17 protein-coding genes are annotated in these 19341 nt (G+C 70.1%); 14 read left to right on the forward strand and 3 right to left on the reverse strand.

What is annotated here, in order from left to right:
* Positions 1 to 62 precede the first annotated feature (62 nt).
* The 8 genes from B7Z76_RS03555 (at position 63) to B7Z76_RS03590 (ending at position 7596) form a co-directional block, all read left to right on the forward strand.
* Positions 63 to 575 carry a hypothetical protein gene (locus B7Z76_RS03555; protein WP_291342199.1) on the forward strand — a complete coding sequence of 171 codons (513 nt, stop codon included), beginning with the start codon at positions 63 to 65 and terminating at the stop codon, positions 573 to 575.
* On the forward strand, positions 572 to 1318 hold the full coding sequence (locus tag B7Z76_RS03560) for a class I SAM-dependent methyltransferase (RefSeq protein ID WP_174504415.1): 747 nt from the start codon (positions 572 to 574) through the stop codon (positions 1316 to 1318). The genes B7Z76_RS03555 and B7Z76_RS03560 overlap by 4 nt, the downstream gene beginning before the upstream one ends.
* Entirely contained in the window at positions 1315 to 2079 is a 765-nt protein-coding gene (locus tag B7Z76_RS03565) for an SDR family oxidoreductase (RefSeq protein WP_174504416.1), read from the forward strand. Before B7Z76_RS03560 ends, B7Z76_RS03565 begins: the two co-directional genes overlap by 4 nt.
* A gap of 60 nt (positions 2080 to 2139) precedes the next feature.
* Positions 2140 to 2760: a nucleotide exchange factor GrpE gene (locus B7Z76_RS03570; protein ID WP_291342200.1), complete on the forward strand. Its 621-nt coding sequence runs from the start codon at positions 2140 to 2142 to the stop codon at positions 2758 to 2760.
* A 159-nt stretch (positions 2761 to 2919) separates the two neighbouring features.
* Positions 2920 to 4824, forward strand: a complete 1905-nt coding sequence (gene dnaK, locus B7Z76_RS03575; RefSeq protein WP_174504418.1) for a molecular chaperone DnaK — start codon at positions 2920 to 2922, stop codon at positions 4822 to 4824.
* Between the two features lie 91 nt (positions 4825 to 4915).
* Positions 4916 to 6070, forward strand: a complete 1155-nt coding sequence (dnaJ, locus tag B7Z76_RS03580) for a molecular chaperone DnaJ (RefSeq protein ID WP_174504932.1) — start codon at positions 4916 to 4918, stop codon at positions 6068 to 6070.
* 112 nt (positions 6071 to 6182) lie between these two features.
* Positions 6183 to 6698: a glycine zipper family protein gene (locus B7Z76_RS03585; protein WP_291342203.1), complete on the forward strand. Its 516-nt coding sequence runs from the start codon at positions 6183 to 6185 to the stop codon at positions 6696 to 6698.
* Entirely contained in the window at positions 6661 to 7596 is a 936-nt protein-coding gene (locus B7Z76_RS03590) for an energy transducer TonB (protein WP_291342204.1), read from the forward strand. The genes B7Z76_RS03585 and B7Z76_RS03590 overlap by 38 nt, the downstream gene beginning before the upstream one ends.
* 109 nt (positions 7597 to 7705) lie before the next feature.
* Here B7Z76_RS03590 and B7Z76_RS03595 read toward each other — a convergent pair whose 3' ends face one another.
* On the reverse strand, positions 7706 to 8923 hold the full coding sequence (locus B7Z76_RS03595) for a CaiB/BaiF CoA-transferase family protein (protein ID WP_174504420.1): 1218 nt from the start codon (positions 8921 to 8923) through the stop codon (positions 7706 to 7708).
* Between the two features lie 83 nt (positions 8924 to 9006).
* Between B7Z76_RS03595 and B7Z76_RS03600 the strand changes: the two genes are divergently transcribed.
* Positions 9007 to 9789, forward strand: coding sequence for an SDR family oxidoreductase (locus B7Z76_RS03600; RefSeq protein WP_174504421.1), 783 nt, complete (start codon positions 9007 to 9009; stop codon positions 9787 to 9789).
* 2 nt (positions 9790 to 9791) lie between these two features.
* On the forward strand, positions 9792 to 10769 hold the full coding sequence (locus B7Z76_RS03605) for an MBL fold metallo-hydrolase (RefSeq protein ID WP_174504422.1): 978 nt from the start codon (positions 9792 to 9794) through the stop codon (positions 10767 to 10769).
* Positions 10770 to 10868: 99 nt separating this feature from the next.
* Here the strand turns inward: B7Z76_RS03605 and B7Z76_RS03610 are convergent, their stop codons facing one another.
* Both B7Z76_RS03610 and B7Z76_RS03615 read right to left on the reverse strand, forming a co-directional pair.
* Positions 10869 to 11372 carry an OsmC family protein gene (locus B7Z76_RS03610; RefSeq protein WP_174504423.1) on the reverse strand — a complete coding sequence of 168 codons (504 nt, stop codon included), beginning with the start codon at positions 11370 to 11372 and terminating at the stop codon, positions 10869 to 10871.
* Positions 11373 to 11445: 73 nt separating this feature from the next.
* Positions 11446 to 12756 carry a chloride channel protein gene (locus tag B7Z76_RS03615; RefSeq protein WP_291342208.1) on the reverse strand — a complete coding sequence of 437 codons (1311 nt, stop codon included), beginning with the start codon at positions 12754 to 12756 and terminating at the stop codon, positions 11446 to 11448.
* A gap of 178 nt (positions 12757 to 12934) precedes the next feature.
* Between B7Z76_RS03615 and cydD the strand changes: the two genes are divergently transcribed.
* The 4 genes from cydD (at position 12935) to cydB (ending at position 19334) form a co-directional block, all read left to right on the forward strand.
* Entirely contained in the window at positions 12935 to 14707 is a 1773-nt protein-coding gene (gene cydD / locus B7Z76_RS03620; protein WP_291342210.1) for a thiol reductant ABC exporter subunit CydD, read from the forward strand.
* Complete coding sequence (cydC, locus tag B7Z76_RS03625; RefSeq protein WP_291342212.1) at positions 14695 to 16449, forward strand: thiol reductant ABC exporter subunit CydC; 1755 nt, start codon at positions 14695 to 14697, stop codon at positions 16447 to 16449. The genes cydD and cydC overlap by 13 nt, the downstream gene beginning before the upstream one ends.
* Positions 16450 to 16568: 119 nt before the next feature.
* Positions 16569 to 18182 (forward strand): cytochrome ubiquinol oxidase subunit I, encoded by a 1614-nt coding sequence (locus B7Z76_RS03630; RefSeq protein WP_174504427.1) that lies wholly within the window; start codon positions 16569 to 16571, stop codon positions 18180 to 18182.
* Positions 18183 to 18194: 12 nt separating this feature from the next.
* Complete coding sequence (gene cydB / locus B7Z76_RS03635) at positions 18195 to 19334, forward strand: cytochrome d ubiquinol oxidase subunit II (RefSeq protein ID WP_291342215.1); 1140 nt, start codon at positions 18195 to 18197, stop codon at positions 19332 to 19334.
* The last annotated feature ends 7 nt before the right edge of the window (positions 19335 to 19341 follow it).

Below are 19341 nucleotides of genomic sequence, written 5' to 3' on the forward strand. Positions count from 1 at the left end.
CGGAGATGACCGATCGCCGTTTTGATGGCAAGGGAGGGTTAACAAATCGGATGGAGACCGCGTTGACCCGCATTGCCCGCCTTGCCGCCCTGTTCGCCCCGCTCGGTCTTGCCGCCTGCGCCGGTGGGCCGGGTCCGAAGCTCGACTGTCCGCAGGTCGCGGTGCTGCAACAGGCCGATCGCCTCGTCCGCGTCGCCGGCCCCGCCGACGATGTCGCGGCGCGGATCGTCGATGCGCGGGTCACCGGCGTTGCCGGCAAATGCGCGCCGCACGGCGATGCCGGCGAGCGCGTCGTCTTCCGCATCGGCTTCGCCGCCACCCGTGGCATTGCCGCCCGGCAGGACCGCTACACCCTGCCGTATTTCGTCGCGATCACCGAGGGCGACCGCATCATCGCCAAGCAGGTCTATCCGGTCCGCTTCGACTTCCGCCACGGCCCCACCCAGGCGGTGGCGACGACCAGGCCGATCCGGCTCGATTTCCCCCGCGCCCCGCGCAGCGCCACCCAGCAGGTGCTGGTCGGCTTCCAGCTTACCCCGGCCGAGCGCGCCGCCGCGTCGCGGAGCGCGCGATGAGCCTCTCCGCCCCCGAGGTCATGGCCCATCATCAAGGGGCCGATTATCTCGACTGCCTGCGCCGTCTGCATCGCGCGCTCGCCCCCCGCCGCTATCTCGAAATCGGCGTCTGGCGCGGCGAATCCCTCGCCCTTGCCGAAGCCGAGAGCCTCGCGATCGACCCCGATTTCCAGCTCGACCGCGACGTCCTCGCCGGCAAGCCCGCCTGCCACCTGCATTCCTGCGGCAGCGACGCGTTCTTCGCCCGCCACGATCCGCTCGCCATCCTCGGCGGCCCGGTCGATTTCGCCTTTCTCGATGGCATGCACCGGTTCGAGTTCCTGCTGCGCGACTTCATCAATACCGAGCATGTCTGCCACAGCCGCAGCGTGATCGCCCTGCATGACTGCCTGCCGATCGACCCCAGGATCACCTTCCGCGACCAGAACGAGGAGCTGCGCCGCGATGCGGTGGTGCCCGGCTGGTGGGCCGGCGATGTCTGGAAGATGGCCGTGCTGCTGCGGCGCTACCGGCCAGACCTGCGGCTGCTCGCGCTCGATGCGCCGCCGACCGGCCTGCTCCTGGTCTCCGGGCTCGACCCCGCGAGTTCCCGCCTGGAGGAGGCCTACGAGGCGATGGTCGCGGAGATGATGGAGGTCGATCTCGCCGCCTTCGGCACCGCGCGCCTGTTCGCGCTGCTCGCCCCGCGCCCGACTGCCTTGCTCGACGATCCCGCCGCCCTCGACGCGGCGCTCTTCGCGTGAGCCCGCCCTTCGCGGGTGCCGCCCTCGTCACCGGCGGCGCGAAGCGGCTCGGCGCTTCCATCGTCCGCGCCCTGTCGGCGGCGGGCTTCCCGGTCGTCATCCACCACCGCGCCTCGTCGGCCGAGGCCGAGACCCTGGCCGCCGAGCTGCGCGCGCAGGGAGGGATCGCGCATGTCCTCGCCGCCGACCTCGCCGATCCCGCAGCGGTCGAAACCCTGATCGGCCGCGCCGCCGCCCTCGCCGGCCCGGTCAGCGTCCTGGTCAACAACGCCTCGCGCTTCGAATTCGATTCGGCCGCCAGCGTCACCGCCGCCTCGATCGCCGAGCATATCGCGCCCAACCTCGCCGCCCCGGTGCTGCTCGCGCGCGACATGGCGTCCGGCCTCGCCGGCCAGCCCGGCGTGATCGTCAACCTGCTCGACCAGAAACTCGCCAATCTCAACCCCGATTTCTTCTCCTACACCCTCGCCAAGGCCGGCCTCGCCGCGGCGACCGAGATGCTGGCGATGGCCCTCGCCCCGGCGATCCGCGTCTGCGGTGTCGCCCCCGGCCTCACCCTGATCGGCGCGAAGCAGAGCGAGGAAAATTTCCGCCGCGGCCAGGATGCCACGCCGCTGCGCCGCGGCTCGCAGCCCGAAGACATCGCCCGCGCCGTGCGCTTCATCGTCGAGACCCCCTCGCTCACCGGCACCACCCTCTATGTCGATGCCGGCGAGCACCTGATGCGCCGCCAGCGCGACGTCTCGTTCAGCGCCGGATAGCGCGGCGTCGTACCAGAGACGCCCTTGTGCCGGCGGGGGGCGTGCCCTAATTGCGGCGACATGACCGAAGACACGCTGAACGCCGGCCCCGACCACAAGACGGGCCCGGACCCCCTGGCGGCTGGCAGCGACACGGCGCCCGCCTCCGAGGCTGAACAGCTTGCCGCCGCCCGCGAGCGGATCGCCACCCTCGAGGCCGAGGCCGCCGATTTGCGCGACAAGTGGATCCGTTCCCAGGCCGACATGGAAAACCTGCGCGCCCGCACCCGGCGCGAGGTGGAGGATGCCCGGCTCTACGCGGTGCAGAAATTCGCCGCCGACGTTGCCGAGGCGGCCGAAAATCTCCGCCGCGGGCTCGATGCCCTGCCGCCGCCGCAGGAGGGCGAATCCCCGCTTCTCGCCAAGCTGCGCGACGGGTTCGCCGGCGTCGAGCGCAGCTTCATCGCCATGCTCGAGCGCAACGGCATCCGCGCCGATGAGGCGATCGGCGCCACCTTCGATGCCGACCGCCACCAGGCGATGGCCGAGCAGGAAACCGCCGACTCCCCGCCCGGCACGGTGATCCAGGCCTGGAGCCGGACATGGACGCTGAACGGCCGCCTGCTCCGCCCGGCGATGGTGGTGGTGGCGAAGGCGCCCTCCGGCGGCCAGCCCGGCAAGCCGCTCGATATCGAGGCCTGATCCCCGCGCGTCGGTCATCGCCGCTGCGCCAAAATTCCGGCCCCCTCGGCCAGCCAACCCCTTGTGCCCGCAGGGGTGGTTCAATACATCAAGCGGGCGAAACAATAGGGGTGTGCCCGATGCTTCGGGTCCGGCGCACCCGCTGAAAGGAGTGTTTCTATGAGCAAGGTCATCGGCATCGACCTCGGTACCACCAATTCCTGCGTCGCGATCATGGAGGGCAAGGATGTCCGCGTGGTCGAGAACAGCGAAGGCGCCCGCACCACGCCCTCGATGATCGCCTTCTCCGAGAGCGGCGAGCGCCTGGTCGGCCAGTCCGCCAAGCGCCAGGCGGTCACCAACCCGACCAACACGCTTTACGCGGTCAAACGCCTGATCGGCCGCCGCTACGAGGATCCCACCGTCGAGAAGGACAAGGGCCTCGTCTCCTACAATATCGTCCGCGGCGACAATGGCGATGCCTGGGTCGAATCCCGCGGCCAGCGCTTCGCGCCGAGCCAGATCTCGTCCTTCGTGCTCACCAAGATGAAGGAAACCGCCGAGGCCTATCTCGGCGAAGCCGTCACCCAGGCGGTCATCACCGTCCCCGCCTACTTCAACGACGCCCAGCGCCAGGCCACCAAGGACGCCGGCAAGATCGCCGGGCTCGAAGTGCTGCGCATCATCAACGAGCCCACCGCCGCGGCCCTCGCCTACGGCATGGACAAGAAGAACGGCGGCACCATCGCGGTCTACGACCTCGGCGGCGGCACGTTCGACGTCTCGATCCTCGAACTGGGCGATGGCGTGTTCGAGGTGAAATCCACCAATGGCGACACCTTCCTCGGCGGCGAGGATTTCGACCAGCGCGTGATCGACTACCTGGCCGACGAGTTCAAGCGCGAGCAGGGCATCGACCTGCGCAAGGACAAGCTGGCCCTCCAGCGCCTCAAGGAAGCCGCGGAAAAGGCCAAGATCGAGCTGTCCTCCTCGAAGGAAACCGAGATCAACCTGCCCTTCATCACCGCCGACGCCTCGGGGCCGAAGCATCTCGTGATGAAGCTGACCCGCGCCAAGCTCGAAAGCCTCGTCGATGATCTGGTCGAGCGCACGCTCGGCCCGTGCCGCGCGGCGCTGAAGGATGCCGGTGTGACCGCCGGCGAGATCGACGAGGTGATCCTGGTCGGCGGCATGACCCGCATGCCCAAGGTCATCGAGACGGTGAAGACCTTCTTCGGCAAGGAACCCGCCCGCAACGTCAACCCCGACGAGGTCGTGGCCATCGGCGCGGCCATCCAGGGCGCGGTGCTGAAGGGCGACGTCAAGGACGTCCTCCTGCTCGACGTCACCCCCCTCTCGCTCGGCATCGAGACGCTGGGCGGCGTGTTCACCCGCCTGATCGACCGCAACACCACGATCCCGACCAAGAAGAGCCAGACCTTCTCCACCGCCGACGACAACCAGACCGCCGTGACCATCAAGGTCTACCAGGGCGAGCGCGAGATGGCGGCGGACAACAAGCTGCTCGGCAATTTCGACCTGACCGGCATTCCCGCGGCCCCGCGCGGCGTGCCGCAGATCGAGGTCACCTTCGATATCGACGCCAACGGCATCGTCTCCGTCTCGGCCAAGGACAAGGCGACCGGCAAGGAGCAGCAGATCCGCATCCAGGCCTCCGGCGGCCTGTCGGACACCGATATCGAGCGCATGGTCAAGGATGCCGAGGCGAACGCCGCGGCCGACAAGGTCAAGCGCGAGCTGGTCGATGCCCGCAACCATGCCGACGGTCTCGTCCACCAGACCGAAAAGACGCTGAAGGACAACGAGGGCAAGGTCTCCGCCCAGGACAAGGGCGAGGCCGAGGCGGCCATCGCCGCGGTCCGCTCGGCGCTCGAGGGCAGCGATCTCGAGGCCATCAAGTCGGCCACCGAGCGGCTGACCCAGGTCGCGATGCGTGTCGGCGAGGCGATGTACAAGGCGCAGGCCGAGGCTGGCGCCGCCCAGCCGGGTGCCGAGTCCGCGCCGGGCGACAAGGTGGTCGACGCCGAGTTCGAGGATGTCGACGACAAGAAGAAGTCCGCGTGACGGTCGCCGCCGCACGATAGATGCTTGCCAGTCCCGGACCAGCGATGGTCCGGGACATTCTTGTTTCTGAGATTGTCGGGATTGAGCCGGGATCATGGCGAAGACGGATTATTATGAACTGCTCGGCGTATCGCGGAGCGCCGCCGCCGATGAGCTGAAAAAGGCCTATCGCAAGCTGGCGATGCAATATCACCCGGACCGCAATCCGGGCGATGCCGCGGCCGAGCAGAAATTCAAGGACATCAACGAAGCCTACGACGTCCTCAAGGACGAGCAGAAGCGCGCCGCCTATGACCGCTTCGGCCATGCCGCGTTCGAAGGCGGCGGGCCGGGTGCCGGCGGCTTTGGCGGCGGCGGCTTCGGCGGTTTCGGCGGGTTCGAGGGCGGCATCGGCGATATTTTCGAGCAGATGTTCGGCGAGGCGATGGGCGGGCGCCGCGGCGGCCGGGCCGAGCGCGGCGGGGCGGATATCCGCGCCGCCGTCGAGATCGACCTGACCCAGGCCTTCGCCGGCACCAAGAGCGAGATCCGGGTGCCGACGCGCGTCTCCTGCGATGCCTGTTCGGGCTCCGGCTCGGCCGACAAATCCGCCGCCAACGAGGCGTGTTCGACCTGCGGCGGCGCCGGTCGCGTGCGCGCCCAGCAGGGCTTCTTCGTCGTCGAGCGCACCTGCCCGACCTGCGGCGGCGCCGGCCGCACCGTCCGCAATCCCTGCCGGGTCTGCTCCGGCGTCGGCACCGTGCCGCGCGAGCGCACCCTCTCGGTCTCCATTCCCGCCGGCGTCGAGGATGGCACGCGCATCCGCCTCTCCGGCGAGGGCGAGGCCGGCGGCCGCGGCGCGCAGCCCGGCGATCTCTACGTCCATGTCGCGATCCGCCCGCATCCGATCTTCCAGCGCGACGGTGCGAACGTCTTCTGCCGCGTGCCGCTGCGCATGGCCCAGGCCGCCTTGGGCGGCGAGATCGAGGTTCCCGCGATCGATGGCTCCCGCGCCCGGGTCAAGATCCCCGCCGGCACCCAGACGGGCGACCAGTTCCGCCTGCGCGGCAAGGGATTCTCGGTGCTGCGCAGTTCGGCGCGCGGCGACATGTATATCCAGGTCGCGGTCGAAACCCCGCAGAACCTGACCAGGCGCCAGCGCGAACTGCTCGAGGAATTCGAGCGCGAGGCCGGGACCACCGCCGCCGGCAGCCCCGAGCATGAAGGCTTCTTCGCCAAGGTGAAGGAATTTTTCGACGGATTGTAACAATCCCCCGCCGCCGCCCCGAAGCCAGGCTCCGGTGCGGCGGCGGGGCGTTGCTTTCCGCCGTGCCTCGCCCAACTATCCCGGCAGGCCGCCAACCAACAGGATGAACATCATGAAGCCAGTTCTGCCTGCCGCCGCCGCCATCGCCCTGCTTCTCGCCGGCTGCGCCGTAGCCCCGCCGAGCGGGCCGAGCGTGGTCTCGATGCCCGGCCCCGGAATCTCCTTCGACCAGTTCCGCCATGACGACTCGCTCTGCCGCTATTACGCGAGCCGCCAGATCAACCCGGCCGAGGCGCAGGCCGCCGGCCAGTCCGCCACCAACGCCGCGGTCGGCGGCACCCTGCTCGGCGCCGCCGCCGGCGCGCTGCTCGGCGCTGCCGGCGGCAATGCCGGCACCGGGGCCGCGATCGGCGCGGGTTCCGGCCTGCTGCTCGGCAGCGCCATGGGCGGCGGCAACGCCCAGAACGCGGCGGACTCGATGCAGGCGCGCTACAACGTCGCCTATGCCCAGTGTATGGTAGCGCACGGCAACAAGATGGAAGGCTATGCGCGCGGATACCGACCGTCCTACAATTACGGCGCGCCGTCCTATGCGCCGCCCGGCTACTACGCCTATCCGCATTACTGATCCGGTCCGCGCCGGCGGTGTCGCACTCGGTGCCGCGCCGCCGCCGATGGCGCGGCCGCGACGGCGCCGGCGCTGGCGGATTCCGCTCCCGGTCTCGATCGCCCTGCACGCGGCGATCCTGCTCCTGCTGCTCTACGTGGTGCATCGCCGCCGGTTGCCCGAGCCGCACCCCCAATCCGGCATCGAAGTCGTGTTTCAGAATTCCGGCCTGACCCACACGGCGAAGCACGACGCCGCCCCCGCAGAACCCCGCCACGCGCCCGAGGCCACACCATCCCTGCCGCCGCCGCCGCTTGCCGCCCCGCCGCCGCAACCAGCACTCAAGCCGGTTCCCGCGCCATCACCAGCGCCGCCCGCGGTCCATCTCGACACGCGCCAGTTCGCCCCGCCGCCGATGCAGGCCTCCATCGTCCCGCACGCCCCGCCGGTGCCGAAATCGCCGCCCCGCCCGTCTCGCCCGGCGCCGCGCCACAGCTATGTCGTGATGAACGGCATGTCCTTCGGCAGCCGGCCGAGCACCGCGCTCACCCATCGCAGCACGGCGCTCAACCTCGCCCCCGCCGCCCCCGACTTCAACCGCCATGCGCCCGACATCGTCTTCAAGGGCAAGGCCGGGCCGGACTGGCAGAGCGCCTTCAACAAATGGGTGAACACGCATGATTATTACCCCGAGGGTGCCGCCGCCCAGGGCCAGCAGGGCTCGGTGACGGTGAGCTTCACCGTGCTGCCCGACGGGCGGGTGATCGACCTGCACATGGTCAGCCGCTCCGGCGCGCCGCTGCTCGACATGGCGTGGTATGGGCTGTTCAACGGTGCGCAGGTGCCGAAATTCCCGCCCGGCTCGAAGGCGAAATCCGAGCAGGTGACGGCAACCATCCACTTCATCCTGATCCACTGACCCCGCCCCGTGCGGGGCAGGGCAGGGAGCTACCCCGCGCCGGACGGCGCAAAAACCACCCGCGCCGGGCGGCGCAAAAACCACCCGCGCCCCGTGCGGGGCGCAAAAATCAGCCGCGCCGGGCGCGGCGGATGACGCCCGCCGCCTCCAGCGCGGCGATCTCGGCCCCGGTATAGCCATGCTCGGCGAGGATCTCGTCGAGATGCGCGGCAAAGCCCGGCGGTGCCGCGTGCGGCCCGCCCGGCGTGCGCGAGAACTTGATCGGCGTGCCCAGCGTGCGCACCCCGTCCAGCTCCGCGACCATGGCGCGGTGCCGCGCGTGCTCGCTCTCCAGCGCCGCATCCACCGGCCGCACCGGCCCGGCCGGAATCCCGGCGCGGATCATCCGCTCGGCCAGTTCCTCGCCGTCATGCCCGGCGAGCGCCTCGCTCAGCGCCGCGGTCATCGCCGCGCGGTTGGCGAGCCGGTCGGCATTGGTGGCAAAGCGCGGATCGGCGGCGAGGTCCGGCCGCTCCAGCAGCGCGCAGAGCTTGCGGAACTGCCCGTCATTGCCGCCGGCGATGAAAATCTCGCAGGTCGCGGTCGGGAAGGTGTCATAGGGGGCGATGTTGGGATGGGCGTTGCCCGTCGCCGCCGGCCGCTTGCCGTTCAGCAGGTAATTCGCCGCCGCCGGGTGCAGCAGCGCCATGCCCGCATCGTGCAGCGTCATGTCGATGAACTGCCCGCGCCCCGAGCGCTGGCGCTCCTGCAACGCCATCAGGATGCCGACCGCCGAATACAGCCCGGTCGCGAGATCGACCACCGGCGTCCCCATCCTGAGCGGCCCCTCGCCGGGGCGGCCGTTGATGGTCATCAGCCCCGTCATCGCCTGCACCACCGCGTCATAGCCCGGCAGCCCGCCGAACGGCCCGTCGGCGCCGAACCCCGAGATCCGGCAATGCACGAGGCGCGGAAAGCGCGGGGCCAGCGCCGCCTGGCCGATATTCCACTTCTCCAGCGTGCCGGGCTTGAAATTCTCCACCAGCACGTCGGCCTCCTCCAGCAGCCGCAGCAGCACCGCGCGCCCCTGCTCGTGCGCGAGGTCAAGCGTCATCGCCCGCTTGTTGCGATTGGCGCCGAGAAAATAGCTCGCATCCCGCGCCCCGTCCGCCCGCTCGAGGAAAGGCGGTCCCCAGTCGCGCACCTCGTCGCCCTGCGGCGGCTCGATCTTGATCACGTCCGCGCCGTGATCGGCGAGGATCATCGTGCAATACGGCCCGCCCAGCACCCTGGTCAGGTCGATCACCTTCAGCCCGGTCAGCGCGCGTTCGGTCATGGCGGCGATCATGGTCCCCTGTCGAATTCGGTGTCGCGCCCATCTGATGCTATGGACGCGGCCTCGACACAAGCAGGACAGGGAAGGGAGCGGAGATGGAACTCGGATTGAAGGGCAAGCGGGCGATCGTGTGCGCGGCCAGCAAGGGGCTCGGCCGCGCCGTGGCCGTCTCCCTCGCCCGCGAGGGGGTGGATCTGGTGATCACCGCGCGCGGCGAGGCGGCGCTGGCCGAAACGGCGGCGGCGATCCGCGCCGAAACCGGGGTGAAGGTCGAGATCGCGGCCGGCGACATCACCACCGAGGCGGGCCGCGCCGCGGCGCTCGCCCTCTGCCCCGCGCCGGACATCCTGATCAACAATGCCGGCGGCCCGCCCGCCGGCGATTTCCGCAAATTCACCGACGCCGACTGGGAAGCCGCCCTGCGCGCCAACATGCTCACCCCGATCGCGCTGATCCGCGCGACGGTGGATGGCATGATCGAGCGCCGCTTCGGCCGCATCGTCAACATCACCTCGGCGGCGGTGAAATCGCCGATCCCCGCCCTTGGCCTGTCCAATGGCGCCCGCGCCGGGCTCACCGGCTTCGTCGCCGGCCTCGCCCGCCAGGTCGCGAAGCACAACGTGACGATCAACAATCTTCTCCCCGGCCCCTTCATGACCGACCGTCTGCGGGACAACGCGGCCTCCGCCGCCCGCGCCTCCGGCCGCTCGGTCGAGGACGAGCTCGCCGCCCGCGCCGCCGCCAACCCGACCGGCCGCGTCGGCACGCCGGAGGAATTCGGCGATGCCTGCGCCTTCCTCTGCGGCGCACAGGCGGGCTTCATCGTCGGCCAGAACCTGCTGCTCGATGGCGGCGCCTTCAACGCGGCGTTCGGCTGACCTTGGCCTACCCGGTTTCGGATCATTACGACGGCGCCCGCTTCTTCAACCCCGAAGGGGCCCGCCGCCGCACCGGCCGCTTCCCGATGCTCCGCTGGGTCACGCGGCGCGAGGGACGGGCGAAATGGCCCGACCGGGTGGAAAACCGGATCTTTGCTCCGCCGCCCGCCGCGGTGGCGGCGGGCGAGGCGGCGGTGACCTTCATCGGCCATGCGAGCTTCCTGATCCGCCTGCCGGGCCTCGTGCTGCTGACCGACCCGATCCTCTCGGATCGCTGCTCGCCGGTCGGCTGGGCCGGGCCGCGCCGGGTCCGCCCGCCCGGCCTCACGCTCGAGGCGATGCCGAAGCCGGACGCGATCCTGCTCTCGCACAACCATTACGACCATTGCGACATTCCGACCCTCGCCGCCCTGCACGCGCGCTTCGGCCGCATCCCGATCTTCACCCCGCTCGGCAACCGCGCCTTTCTCACCCGCAAGGGGCTCGGCCCGGTCACCGAGCTTGACTGGTGGCACCATGCCGAGCTGCACGGCACCCGCATCACCCTGACCCCGGCGCGGCATTTCGCCGCCCGCACCCTGCGCGACCGCAACGCCACGCTCTGGGGCGGTTTCATGCTGCGCCATGAAGCCGGCCAGCTCTATTTCGCCGGCGACACCGGCTATACCGGCTATTTCCGCATGATCCGCGAGCGTCTCGGCCGCCCCGGCCTCGCCTTGCTGCCGATCGGCGCCTACGAGCCGCGCTGGTTCATGGGCAATGTCCACATGAATCCGGCGGATGCGGTGCGCGCCTTCGCCGAGCTGGGGGCGGCGCGGGCGGTGGGGATGCATTTCGGCACGTTCCAGCTCACCGACGAGGCGATCGACGCCCCGGAGCGCGACCTCGCCGCCGCCCGCGAGGCCGCCGGCCTGCCGGCCGCGCGTTTTTCCACGCTCGATGTCGGCGAGACCGGCCTGTTCCGCCTCGATCCCGGCTGACTGCCCTCAGCCGGCAAAAGATCACGGCTGACCGACCTCAGCCGGATCAAAAACCCGGCTGACTGCCCTCAGCCGGATCAAAAACCCGGCTGAAGGGGGTCAGCCGCGAATCGCCTCGATCCGCGGCGGGTTGCGCAGCGTCTGCAGGATCACGCAATAGCGCTCGGTGCTCTCGATCAGCCGGGCCACGCTCTTCTCGTCCGCATCGGTGTCGAGATCGAAGCGCAGCGAAATCTCGGTGACACCCACCGGCGTGGCGCGGTCGATCGCCAGCGTCCCGCGCGCGTCCCACACCCCCTCGGCGGTGATGCTGCCGCGCTTCACAATCACCCCCATCGCGGTCGCGACGGCGGACAGCGTCACCCCGGCGCAGGCGACCAGCGCCTCCAGCAGCATGTCGCCCGAACAGGCCTGCGAGCCGTCGCCGCCGGCCGCCTCGTGCAGCCCGGCGGTCACCTCGCCGTCATGGCCGCGCACCACGCAGGCGAGCCCGCCCTGCACGATCTCGCCCACCGCGCGCGAGACGATCCGCGCCGAGGCGGCATCCTCGCGGTATTTCTGCTTCAGCGGCGCCTGCAAGGCGCGGAGTTCGGCGGCATCCATCGCGGTCTCCCGGAAACTGTCCTGTGTCTTGCGGCGAGGATGCAGCCGCCGCCCCGCCGAGGCAAGCGGCGGATCAGTGATGCGCCTCGGGCGCCGGCTCCACCGTATTGGGCTTGGGGATCGGCCGGTTCTCGACGACGCGCAGGAACTGGTGCGACATCGCGTGATAGACCGGCTCCTTGCAGACCAGCCGCGAAGCCATGGTGCCGAGGATCGCGGCAATCCCGACCGGCACCGACATCGACGGATCGGAGGTCATCTCGATCACGATCACCGCCGCCGTCAGCGGCGACTGCACGACGCCGGCGAAATACCCGGCCATGCCCACCATCGCGAATCCCGCCACCGGCAATCCCGGCAGCAGATGCACGAACGCCGTGCCGACGCCGACGCCGACAGCGAGGGAGGGCGCGAAAATCCCCCCCGGAATCCCCGAGAGATACGACACCAGGGTGGCGAGGAATTTCAGCGGCGCGAAATCGACCGGCGGCAGCACGCCCGAAACCATCGCATCCCGCGCATTGGCATAGCTCGCATCGAACACCATCCCGTGCGAGGCGAAGCCGATCGCCGCGAGCACGAGGCCGCAGAAGGCGGCGAAAATCACCGGCTGCTTCTGCGCGAGGCGGTTGATCGCGCCGGGCAGGAACTTCCACGGTGTCACCAGGATCTGCGCGAACACCCCGCCCGCGAGCCCGCCGATCACGGCGCAGACCGGGATCAGCAGCCAGACCCAGTCCAGCTTCAGCACCGCGTGCGAGAAGCCGAAATAAGGCTGGTAGCCGAGGACGAACATCAGGGTGATGCCGCTCGCGAAGGCGGCGAGGATGATCGAGCGCACCTGCCGGTCATCGAAGCTGCGCGCCATCTCCTCGATCGCGAAGACGATGCCGGCCAGCGGCGCGTTGAAGGCGCAGGTGATGCCCGCCGCCCCCCCGGCGAGGATCAGCAGCCGCTGCAGCGCATGGGTGCGCTCCAGCCCCATCCGCCCGCAGATATTCATCGCAGCACAGCCGATCTGCACCGTCGGCCCCTCCTTGCCGATCGACGCGCCGCTCGCGAAGCCGATCAGCGTCAGCAGGAATTTCCCCACCGCGATCCGCAGCGACAGCACCGAATCGACATCGGCCGAATCCTGCATCTGCAACCCGGCCATCGCCTGCGGAATGCCCGAGCCCTGCGCGCCGGGAAACACCTGCCGGGTGAGATAGACGATGAGCGCGAGCCCCGCCGGGCAGAGCAGGAACACGATCCAGCCGTGCTGCGCCGTGACATGCTGGAACAGCGCCGTCGCGCGGACGACGCCGATGCCGAAGGCGATGGAGACCAGTCCGGTGATGATGGCGGCGAGAACGAAGATGAGATTGCGTTTCAATGCCGCCATGAATGAAGATCTCCCTGAAAAATGATCCCGGCGGCAGGGCCAGGCCACATCCCGCCGCGCCCGCGGGGCTTGCCCGATACCGCTTGATTCATGTCAATGCCAGAACGGGCACCGCATGTGAACCGTCCGCCGCCCGCGCCCGGCGCTGCGGCCGCCGGCGCCGCCTGAGAGGACAGACTTGACCGCACCATCCAACGAGGCTTCGGCCACCCCGCCCCGCCGCGCGCTCGACCGTCGCCTGATCGCGGCGGGGCAGGGGGCGCGGCGCTGGCTCGGGCTCGCCATCGGGCTCGGCCTCGCCGCCGGCCTCGCGGTGATCGCTCAGGCGCTGCTGCTCGCCCATGTCGTCACCGCGCTGATCTTCCGCCACGAAGCCGCCGCCGCGCTGGCGCTGCCGCTCGCGTCCCTGGCCGGGCTGCTGCTCCTGCGCGCGGCTTTGAGCTTTGCCGCCGAACGCGCCGCCCACCACGCCGCCGCCGCGGTCAAGCTCTCGCTCCGCCGCACCATGCTCGACCATCTCTTCGCCCTCGGCCCCGCTTACGCCGCCGGCGAGCGCAGCGCCGACCTCGCCGCCACCCTGCTCGACGGTGTCGAGGCGCTGGAGCCCTATCTCGCCCGCTACCTGCCGCAGATGGCGCTGGTCGCACTGGTCCCGCTCGCCATTCTCGCCGCCATCTTCCCGGTGGACTGGATCAGCTTCCTCGTCCTGCTCGTCACCGGCCCGATCATCCCGGTCTTCATGGTCTTTGTCGGCTACCGCGCCGAGGCGATCAACCGCCGGCAATGGCGCGAATTGCTGACCATGAGCGCCCGCTTCCTCGATGCCGTGCAGGGGATCACCACGCTGCGGCTGTTCGGCCGAGCGCGCGACGAGATCGCGCTGATCGGGCGCATCGCCGATGAATACCGCCGCGCCACCATGGCCGGGCTGCGCATCGCCTTCCTCACCTCGGCGGTGCTGGAATTCTTCGCCTCGCTCTCGATCGCCCTGGTCGCCGTGCTGTTCGGCGCGCGGCTGCTGCACGGGCATATCGGCTTCTTTCCCGCCTTCTTCGTGCTGCTGCTGGTGCCGGAATTCTTCCTCCCCCTGCGCGGCCTCGCCACCCATTACCACGCGCGAATGACGGCGCTGGCCGCCGCCGGCCGCATCTTCGACGTGCTCGATACACCACCCGCGACGACCTGGGGCGATGCCGTTCCGCCATCCGGTCCGCTGTCGCTGCGCTGCGCCGGCCTCACCATCGCCCACGAGCCCGGCCAGACGGTGCTGCACGGGATCGACTGCGCCTTTCCCGCCGGCACGCTCACCGCCATCGTCGGCCGCTCCGGTGCGGGCAAATCCACCCTCGCCGCCGCCCTGCTCGGCTTCGTCGCCCCGCACTCCGGCGCCGTCCTCGTCAATGACGACACCGCGCTCACCGCGCTCGACCGTGAGGCCTGGTGGGCGCAACTCGCCTATGTGCCGCAGACCCCCCGCGTCTTCGCCGGCACGATCGCCGCGAATCTGCGCCTCGCCCGGCCGGAAGCGGACGACGCGGCGCTGCGCGAGGCCCTCCGCCGCGCCCGCCTGCTCGACGAGATCGACCGCCTGCCCGCCGGGATCGAGACAAGCATCGGCGATGGCGGCGCCGGGCTCTCCGGCGGCCAGGTCCAGCGCCTCGCCCTTGCCCGCGCCTTCCTGCGCGACGCGCGGCTGCTGATCCTCGACGAAGCCACCGCCCATCTCGACCTCGAAACCGAGGCCGAGATCGCCGCCGCCATCGCCGACCTCGCCCGCGGCCGCACCGCGATCCTGATCGCCCACCGCCTCGCCACGGTGCGCCGGGCCGACCGCATCCTGGTGCTGGAGGGCGGGCGCCTCGCCGAATCCGGCACGCATGACGAGCTGCTCGCCCGCGGCGGCGCTTACGCCGCCCTGCTCGGCGCCGCGGAGGCACCATGCGCGACCTGATCCGCCTGCTCCGCCTCTACGCGCCCTACCGGGCCTGGGTGCTCGCCGGCGTAGCACTCGGCCTGCTCACCGTGCTGGCGAATTTCGCCCTGCTCGCGCTCTCCGGCTGGTTCCTCGCCGCCACCGGCGTCGCCGGCCTCGCCGGCTACGCGGCGCAGAACGTGTTCAACTTCTTCACCCCGGCCGCCGGGGTGCGCTTCTTCGCCACCCTGCGCGTGCTCGCCCGCTATGCCGGCAGGCTGGTCGATCACGAGGCGACGTTCCGCCTGCTCGCCCGGCTGCGGATGGTCGCCTATGCCGGGCTCGAACCGCTCGCCCCGGTCGGCCTCGCCGGCGAGCGCGGCGGCGACCTGCTCTCCCGCCTCGTCGCCGATATCGACCGGCTGGGCGATTTTTTTCTCCGCGTCGTCTCGCCCTTCGTGATCGCGGCTGCGGCGGCGCTGGTCATGGCGCTCGGCTTCGCCATCGTCTCGCCCGCGGCCGGGCTGCTGCTCCTGCTCGGCCTGACCATTGCCGGCATCGCGGTGCCGCTGGCGAGCCTCGGTCTCGGCCGCAACCCCGCCCGCGCCGCCGTCGCGGTGCAGGTGCAGCTGCGCGCCGATCTCGTCGATTCCGTCCAGGGCATGGCCGAACTGCTCACCTGCAATGCGAGCGGGGCGATGGCGGCGCGGGTCGATGCGGCGAGCGTCGCCCTGCTCGCCGCCCAGCGCCGCCTCGCGGCGATCGCAGGCTTCGGCGCCGCCGCCATCCTGCTCGCCTCCGGCCTGACCATGCTGGCGATGCTGCCGCTCGCAGGCACGCTGGCGGCGGCGCACCGCATCGCCGGCCCGGTCATCGCCCTGCTCGCCCTCGGCGCGATGGCCGCCTTCGAGGCGGTCGCCCCGCTGCCGGCCGCCTTCCAGCTCCTCGGCGGCATGGCCGAATCCGCCCGCCGCGTCTTCGACCTGCTCGACCGTCCGCCCCCCGTCGCCGAGCCCGCCTCCAGCCCGCCCCGCCCGGCCCGGCTCGACCTCAGGCTCGATGGCGTCTCGCTCCGCTATCCCGGCGCCGCCCATGCGGCGCTCGCCGGCATCGACCTCGCGATCGCCGAGGGCGAGCACGTCACCATTCTCGGCCGCAGCGGCGCGGGCAAGACCTCGCTGTTCAACCTGCTGCTCCGCTTCGCCCCGCCCGCGGCGGGCAGCGCCACGCTCGGCGGCGTCGATCTCGCCACCATCCGCGGCGATGACCTGCGCTCGCTCTTCACCGTGGTCTCGCAGACCACCGCGATCTTCGCCGGCACCCTGCGCGACAACCTCCTCCTCGCCCGCCCGGATGCCGACGACGCCGCACTCTGGCGCGCGCTGGAGACCGCCCGCCTCGCCGATTTCGTCAGCACCCGTCCCGGCGGCCTCGATTCGCTGGTGGGCGAGGCGGGGGCAAAACTCTCCGGCGGCGAGGCGCGGCGGCTCTCGCTCGCCCGCGCCGCCCTGCGCGCCACCCCCTTCCTGCTGCTCGACGAGCCGACCGAGGGGCTCGACCCGCTGACCGAGGCTGAATTCCGCCGCGCGCTCGCCGGCCTTGCCGCCGGGCGCACGGTCATCGCCATCACCCACCGTCTCGACCACCTCGCCGATGACGACCGCGTGGTGATGCTGGAGCAGGGCCGCATCGTCGCCGATGGCCGCTTCGGCGCGCTCCGCCGGGGCGAGGGGCCTGTGGCGCGGCTGTCACGGCTGCGGGAGATGTCGCGCCACTTCTGAGCCCGCCTGCAACGGATTGATACAGATCAATGCGGCGCCGCCCCAGCGGTCTAACGCTCTGGGCAATGCCAACCACGGCCGGGCGGGGGTCCCGCCGGTCATCGGGCCAGGAGTTCACCATGATCGACCCGACAGTCGTCGACCTGTCGCGCCTGCAATTCGCGCTGACCGCGCTGTATCACTTCCTGTTCGTCCCCCTCACGCTGGGGATGACCTTCCTGCTCGCGACGATGGAGACGGTCTACGTCATCACCGGCAAGCAGATCTACAAGGACATGGCCCTGTTCTGGGGCAAGCTGTTCGGCATCAACTTCGCCATCGGCGTTGCCACCGGCCTGACCATGGAATTCGAGTTCGGCACCAACTGGTCGATGTATTCGCATTTCGTGGGCGACGTCTTCGGCACCCCGCTCGCCATCGAGGGGCTGATGGCCTTCTTCATGGAAAGCACCTTCATCGGCCTGATGATCTTCGGCTGGGACCGGCTGAGCCGCCCCGCCCACCTCGCCATCACCTATCTCGTCGCCCTCGGCTCGAATCTCTCGGCGCTGTGGATCCTGATCGCCAACGGCTTCATGCAGGACCCGACCGGCGCCAAATTCGACCCCGACACGATGCGGATGCAGTTCCACAGCTTCGCCTCCCTCGTCTTCAGCCAGGACGCGCAGGCGAAATTCGTCCACACCTCGATCGCCGGCTACGTCACCGGCTCGATGTTCGTGATGGGCATCTCCGCCTACTACCTGCTGCGCCGCCAGCACCGCGAATTCGCCGCCCGCTCCTTCCGCATCGCCGCGATTTTCGGGCTGATCTCCACCCTCGGCGTGGTCACGCTGGGCGATGCGCTCGGCCGGATGGACTATCTGGTGCAGCCCGCCAAGCTCGCCGCGATGGAAGGCATCTGGCACACCACCAAGGGGCCGGGCGCGCCGTGGCTGATCGCCGCCGTGCCGAACGACCGCACCCAGAAAAACGATTTCGAGATCGGCGTGCCCTATGTGCTGACCCCGCTGGTCGCGCATGCCTGGAACGTCCGCATCCCCGGCATCGCCGAACTCGAGCAGCAGGCGCAAACCCGCGCCGCCAAGGGCATCCAGGCGGTGATCGCGCTCAAGCAATATGGCGAAACCCACAGCCCGGCGGCACTCGCCGCCTTCCGCAAGAACGAGGCGGACATGGGCTACGGCTTCCTCGCCCAGCGCTTCGCGCCGGATCAGGATCTCTCCAGGATCACGCCCGCGAACCTGCCCGGCATCCTGCAGAAAACCGGCCGCGAATCGATCCCCAACGTCTTCGTCGAGTTCTGGAGCTTCCGCCTGATGGTCGGGCTTGGCCTCGCCTTCCTCGTGGTCTTCGCCTTCGGCGCCTATTACAGCCTGCGCAACGAGCTTGAGAAACACCCGATGGTGATGCGCGCGGCGATGTGGGCGATCCCGCTGCCGGTGCTGGCCTGCGAATTCGGCTGGATCACCGCCGAGAACGGCCGCCAGCCCTGGACGGTCTATGGCTGGCTGCCGACCTTCCAGTCCGCCTCCAGCCACTCGGTCGGCTACATGCTGTTCTCGCTGATCGGCTTTGCCCTGCTCTACAGCCTGTTCATCGCCGCCGAGCTTTACCTGATGTTCAAATACGCAAGGCTCGGCCCCGGCGAGCACGCCCATCCCCGCCCGGTCGAGGCTCCGGTCGGCGTCGGACTGATGCGCCCCGGCTTCGCCGACAAGTCCTGGCAATAAGGAAACCGCGCCATGGAACTCTATATCGCGCTCAAGCTCATCTGGGCGGTGCTGCTCGGGGTGCTGCTCTGCGGCCTCGCCATCATGGTGGGGATGGACATGGGGGTCGGCGCGCTGCTGCGCTTCGTCGGCCGCACCGATGCCGAGCGCCGCACCGCGCTGGCCGTGATCGGCCCGCACTGGGATGGCAACCAGGTCTGGTTCATCCTCGGCGGCGGCGCCATCTTCGCCGCCTTCCCGACGCTCTACGCCACCTCCTTCTCGACCTTCTACGTGGTGATGATCCTGCTGCTCTTCAGCATGATCATGCGCCCGGTCGCCTTCGAATACCGCTCCAAGGTCGATGCAAGGCGCTGGCGCTCGACCTGGGACTGGGCATTCCTGATCTCCGGCGCCCTGCCGATGATCATCTACGGTGCCGCCTTCGGCAACGTGCTCCAGGGGGTGGGGTTCCATTTCGGCTGGGACGGCCAGTATTACCAGGACGAGAGCTTCGTCTGGTACCTGCTCAACCCCTTCGCGGTGATGTGCGGCGTGATGTCGCTCGCCCTTGCGGTGCACCAGGGCGGGGCGATGCTGATGATCCGCGGCGAGGGCCCGATCGCCGAGCGCGCCCGGCGCTACGCGGTGCCCGCCGGCCTGCTCGCCGCCGCCCTGTTCACGATCGGCGGGGTCTGGGTCCGCTTCATCAAGGGCTTCGCCTACACCGCCCCGGTCAACCCGGCGATGCCGGCGACCCCGCTCGGCGGCCCTGCGGTCGCGATGCGCGCCGGCGCCTGGATGGACAATTTCCACCAGCACCCGGTGCTCTGGCTGCTGCCGGCTGTGGGCCTGTTCGGCATGATCGCGGGTCCGCTCGCGCTCGCCGCCCGCAAGCCGATCCTCGGCTGGTGGCTCGGCGCGCTGGCCTGGATCGGCACGATCTTCACCACCGGGGCGGCGATGTTCCCCTTCCTGATGCCCTCCACCACCGCCCCGGCGCAGAGCCTGACGGTGTGGAACGCCTCCGGCAGCGCCTATAATCTCGGCTGGATGCTGGCCTTCGCGCTGGTCTTCGTGCCGATCATCCTGAGCTACACGGCCTGGGCCTTCCGCGTCATGCGCGGCAAGGTGAAAACCGAGGCCGTCATCGCCAACGACCACTCCTATTGAAGCGGGA

This window comes from Acidiphilium sp. 20-67-58 (genome assembly GCF_002255515.1).
In the GTDB taxonomy this organism is placed as follows: domain Bacteria; phylum Pseudomonadota; class Alphaproteobacteria; order Acetobacterales; family Acetobacteraceae; genus Acidiphilium.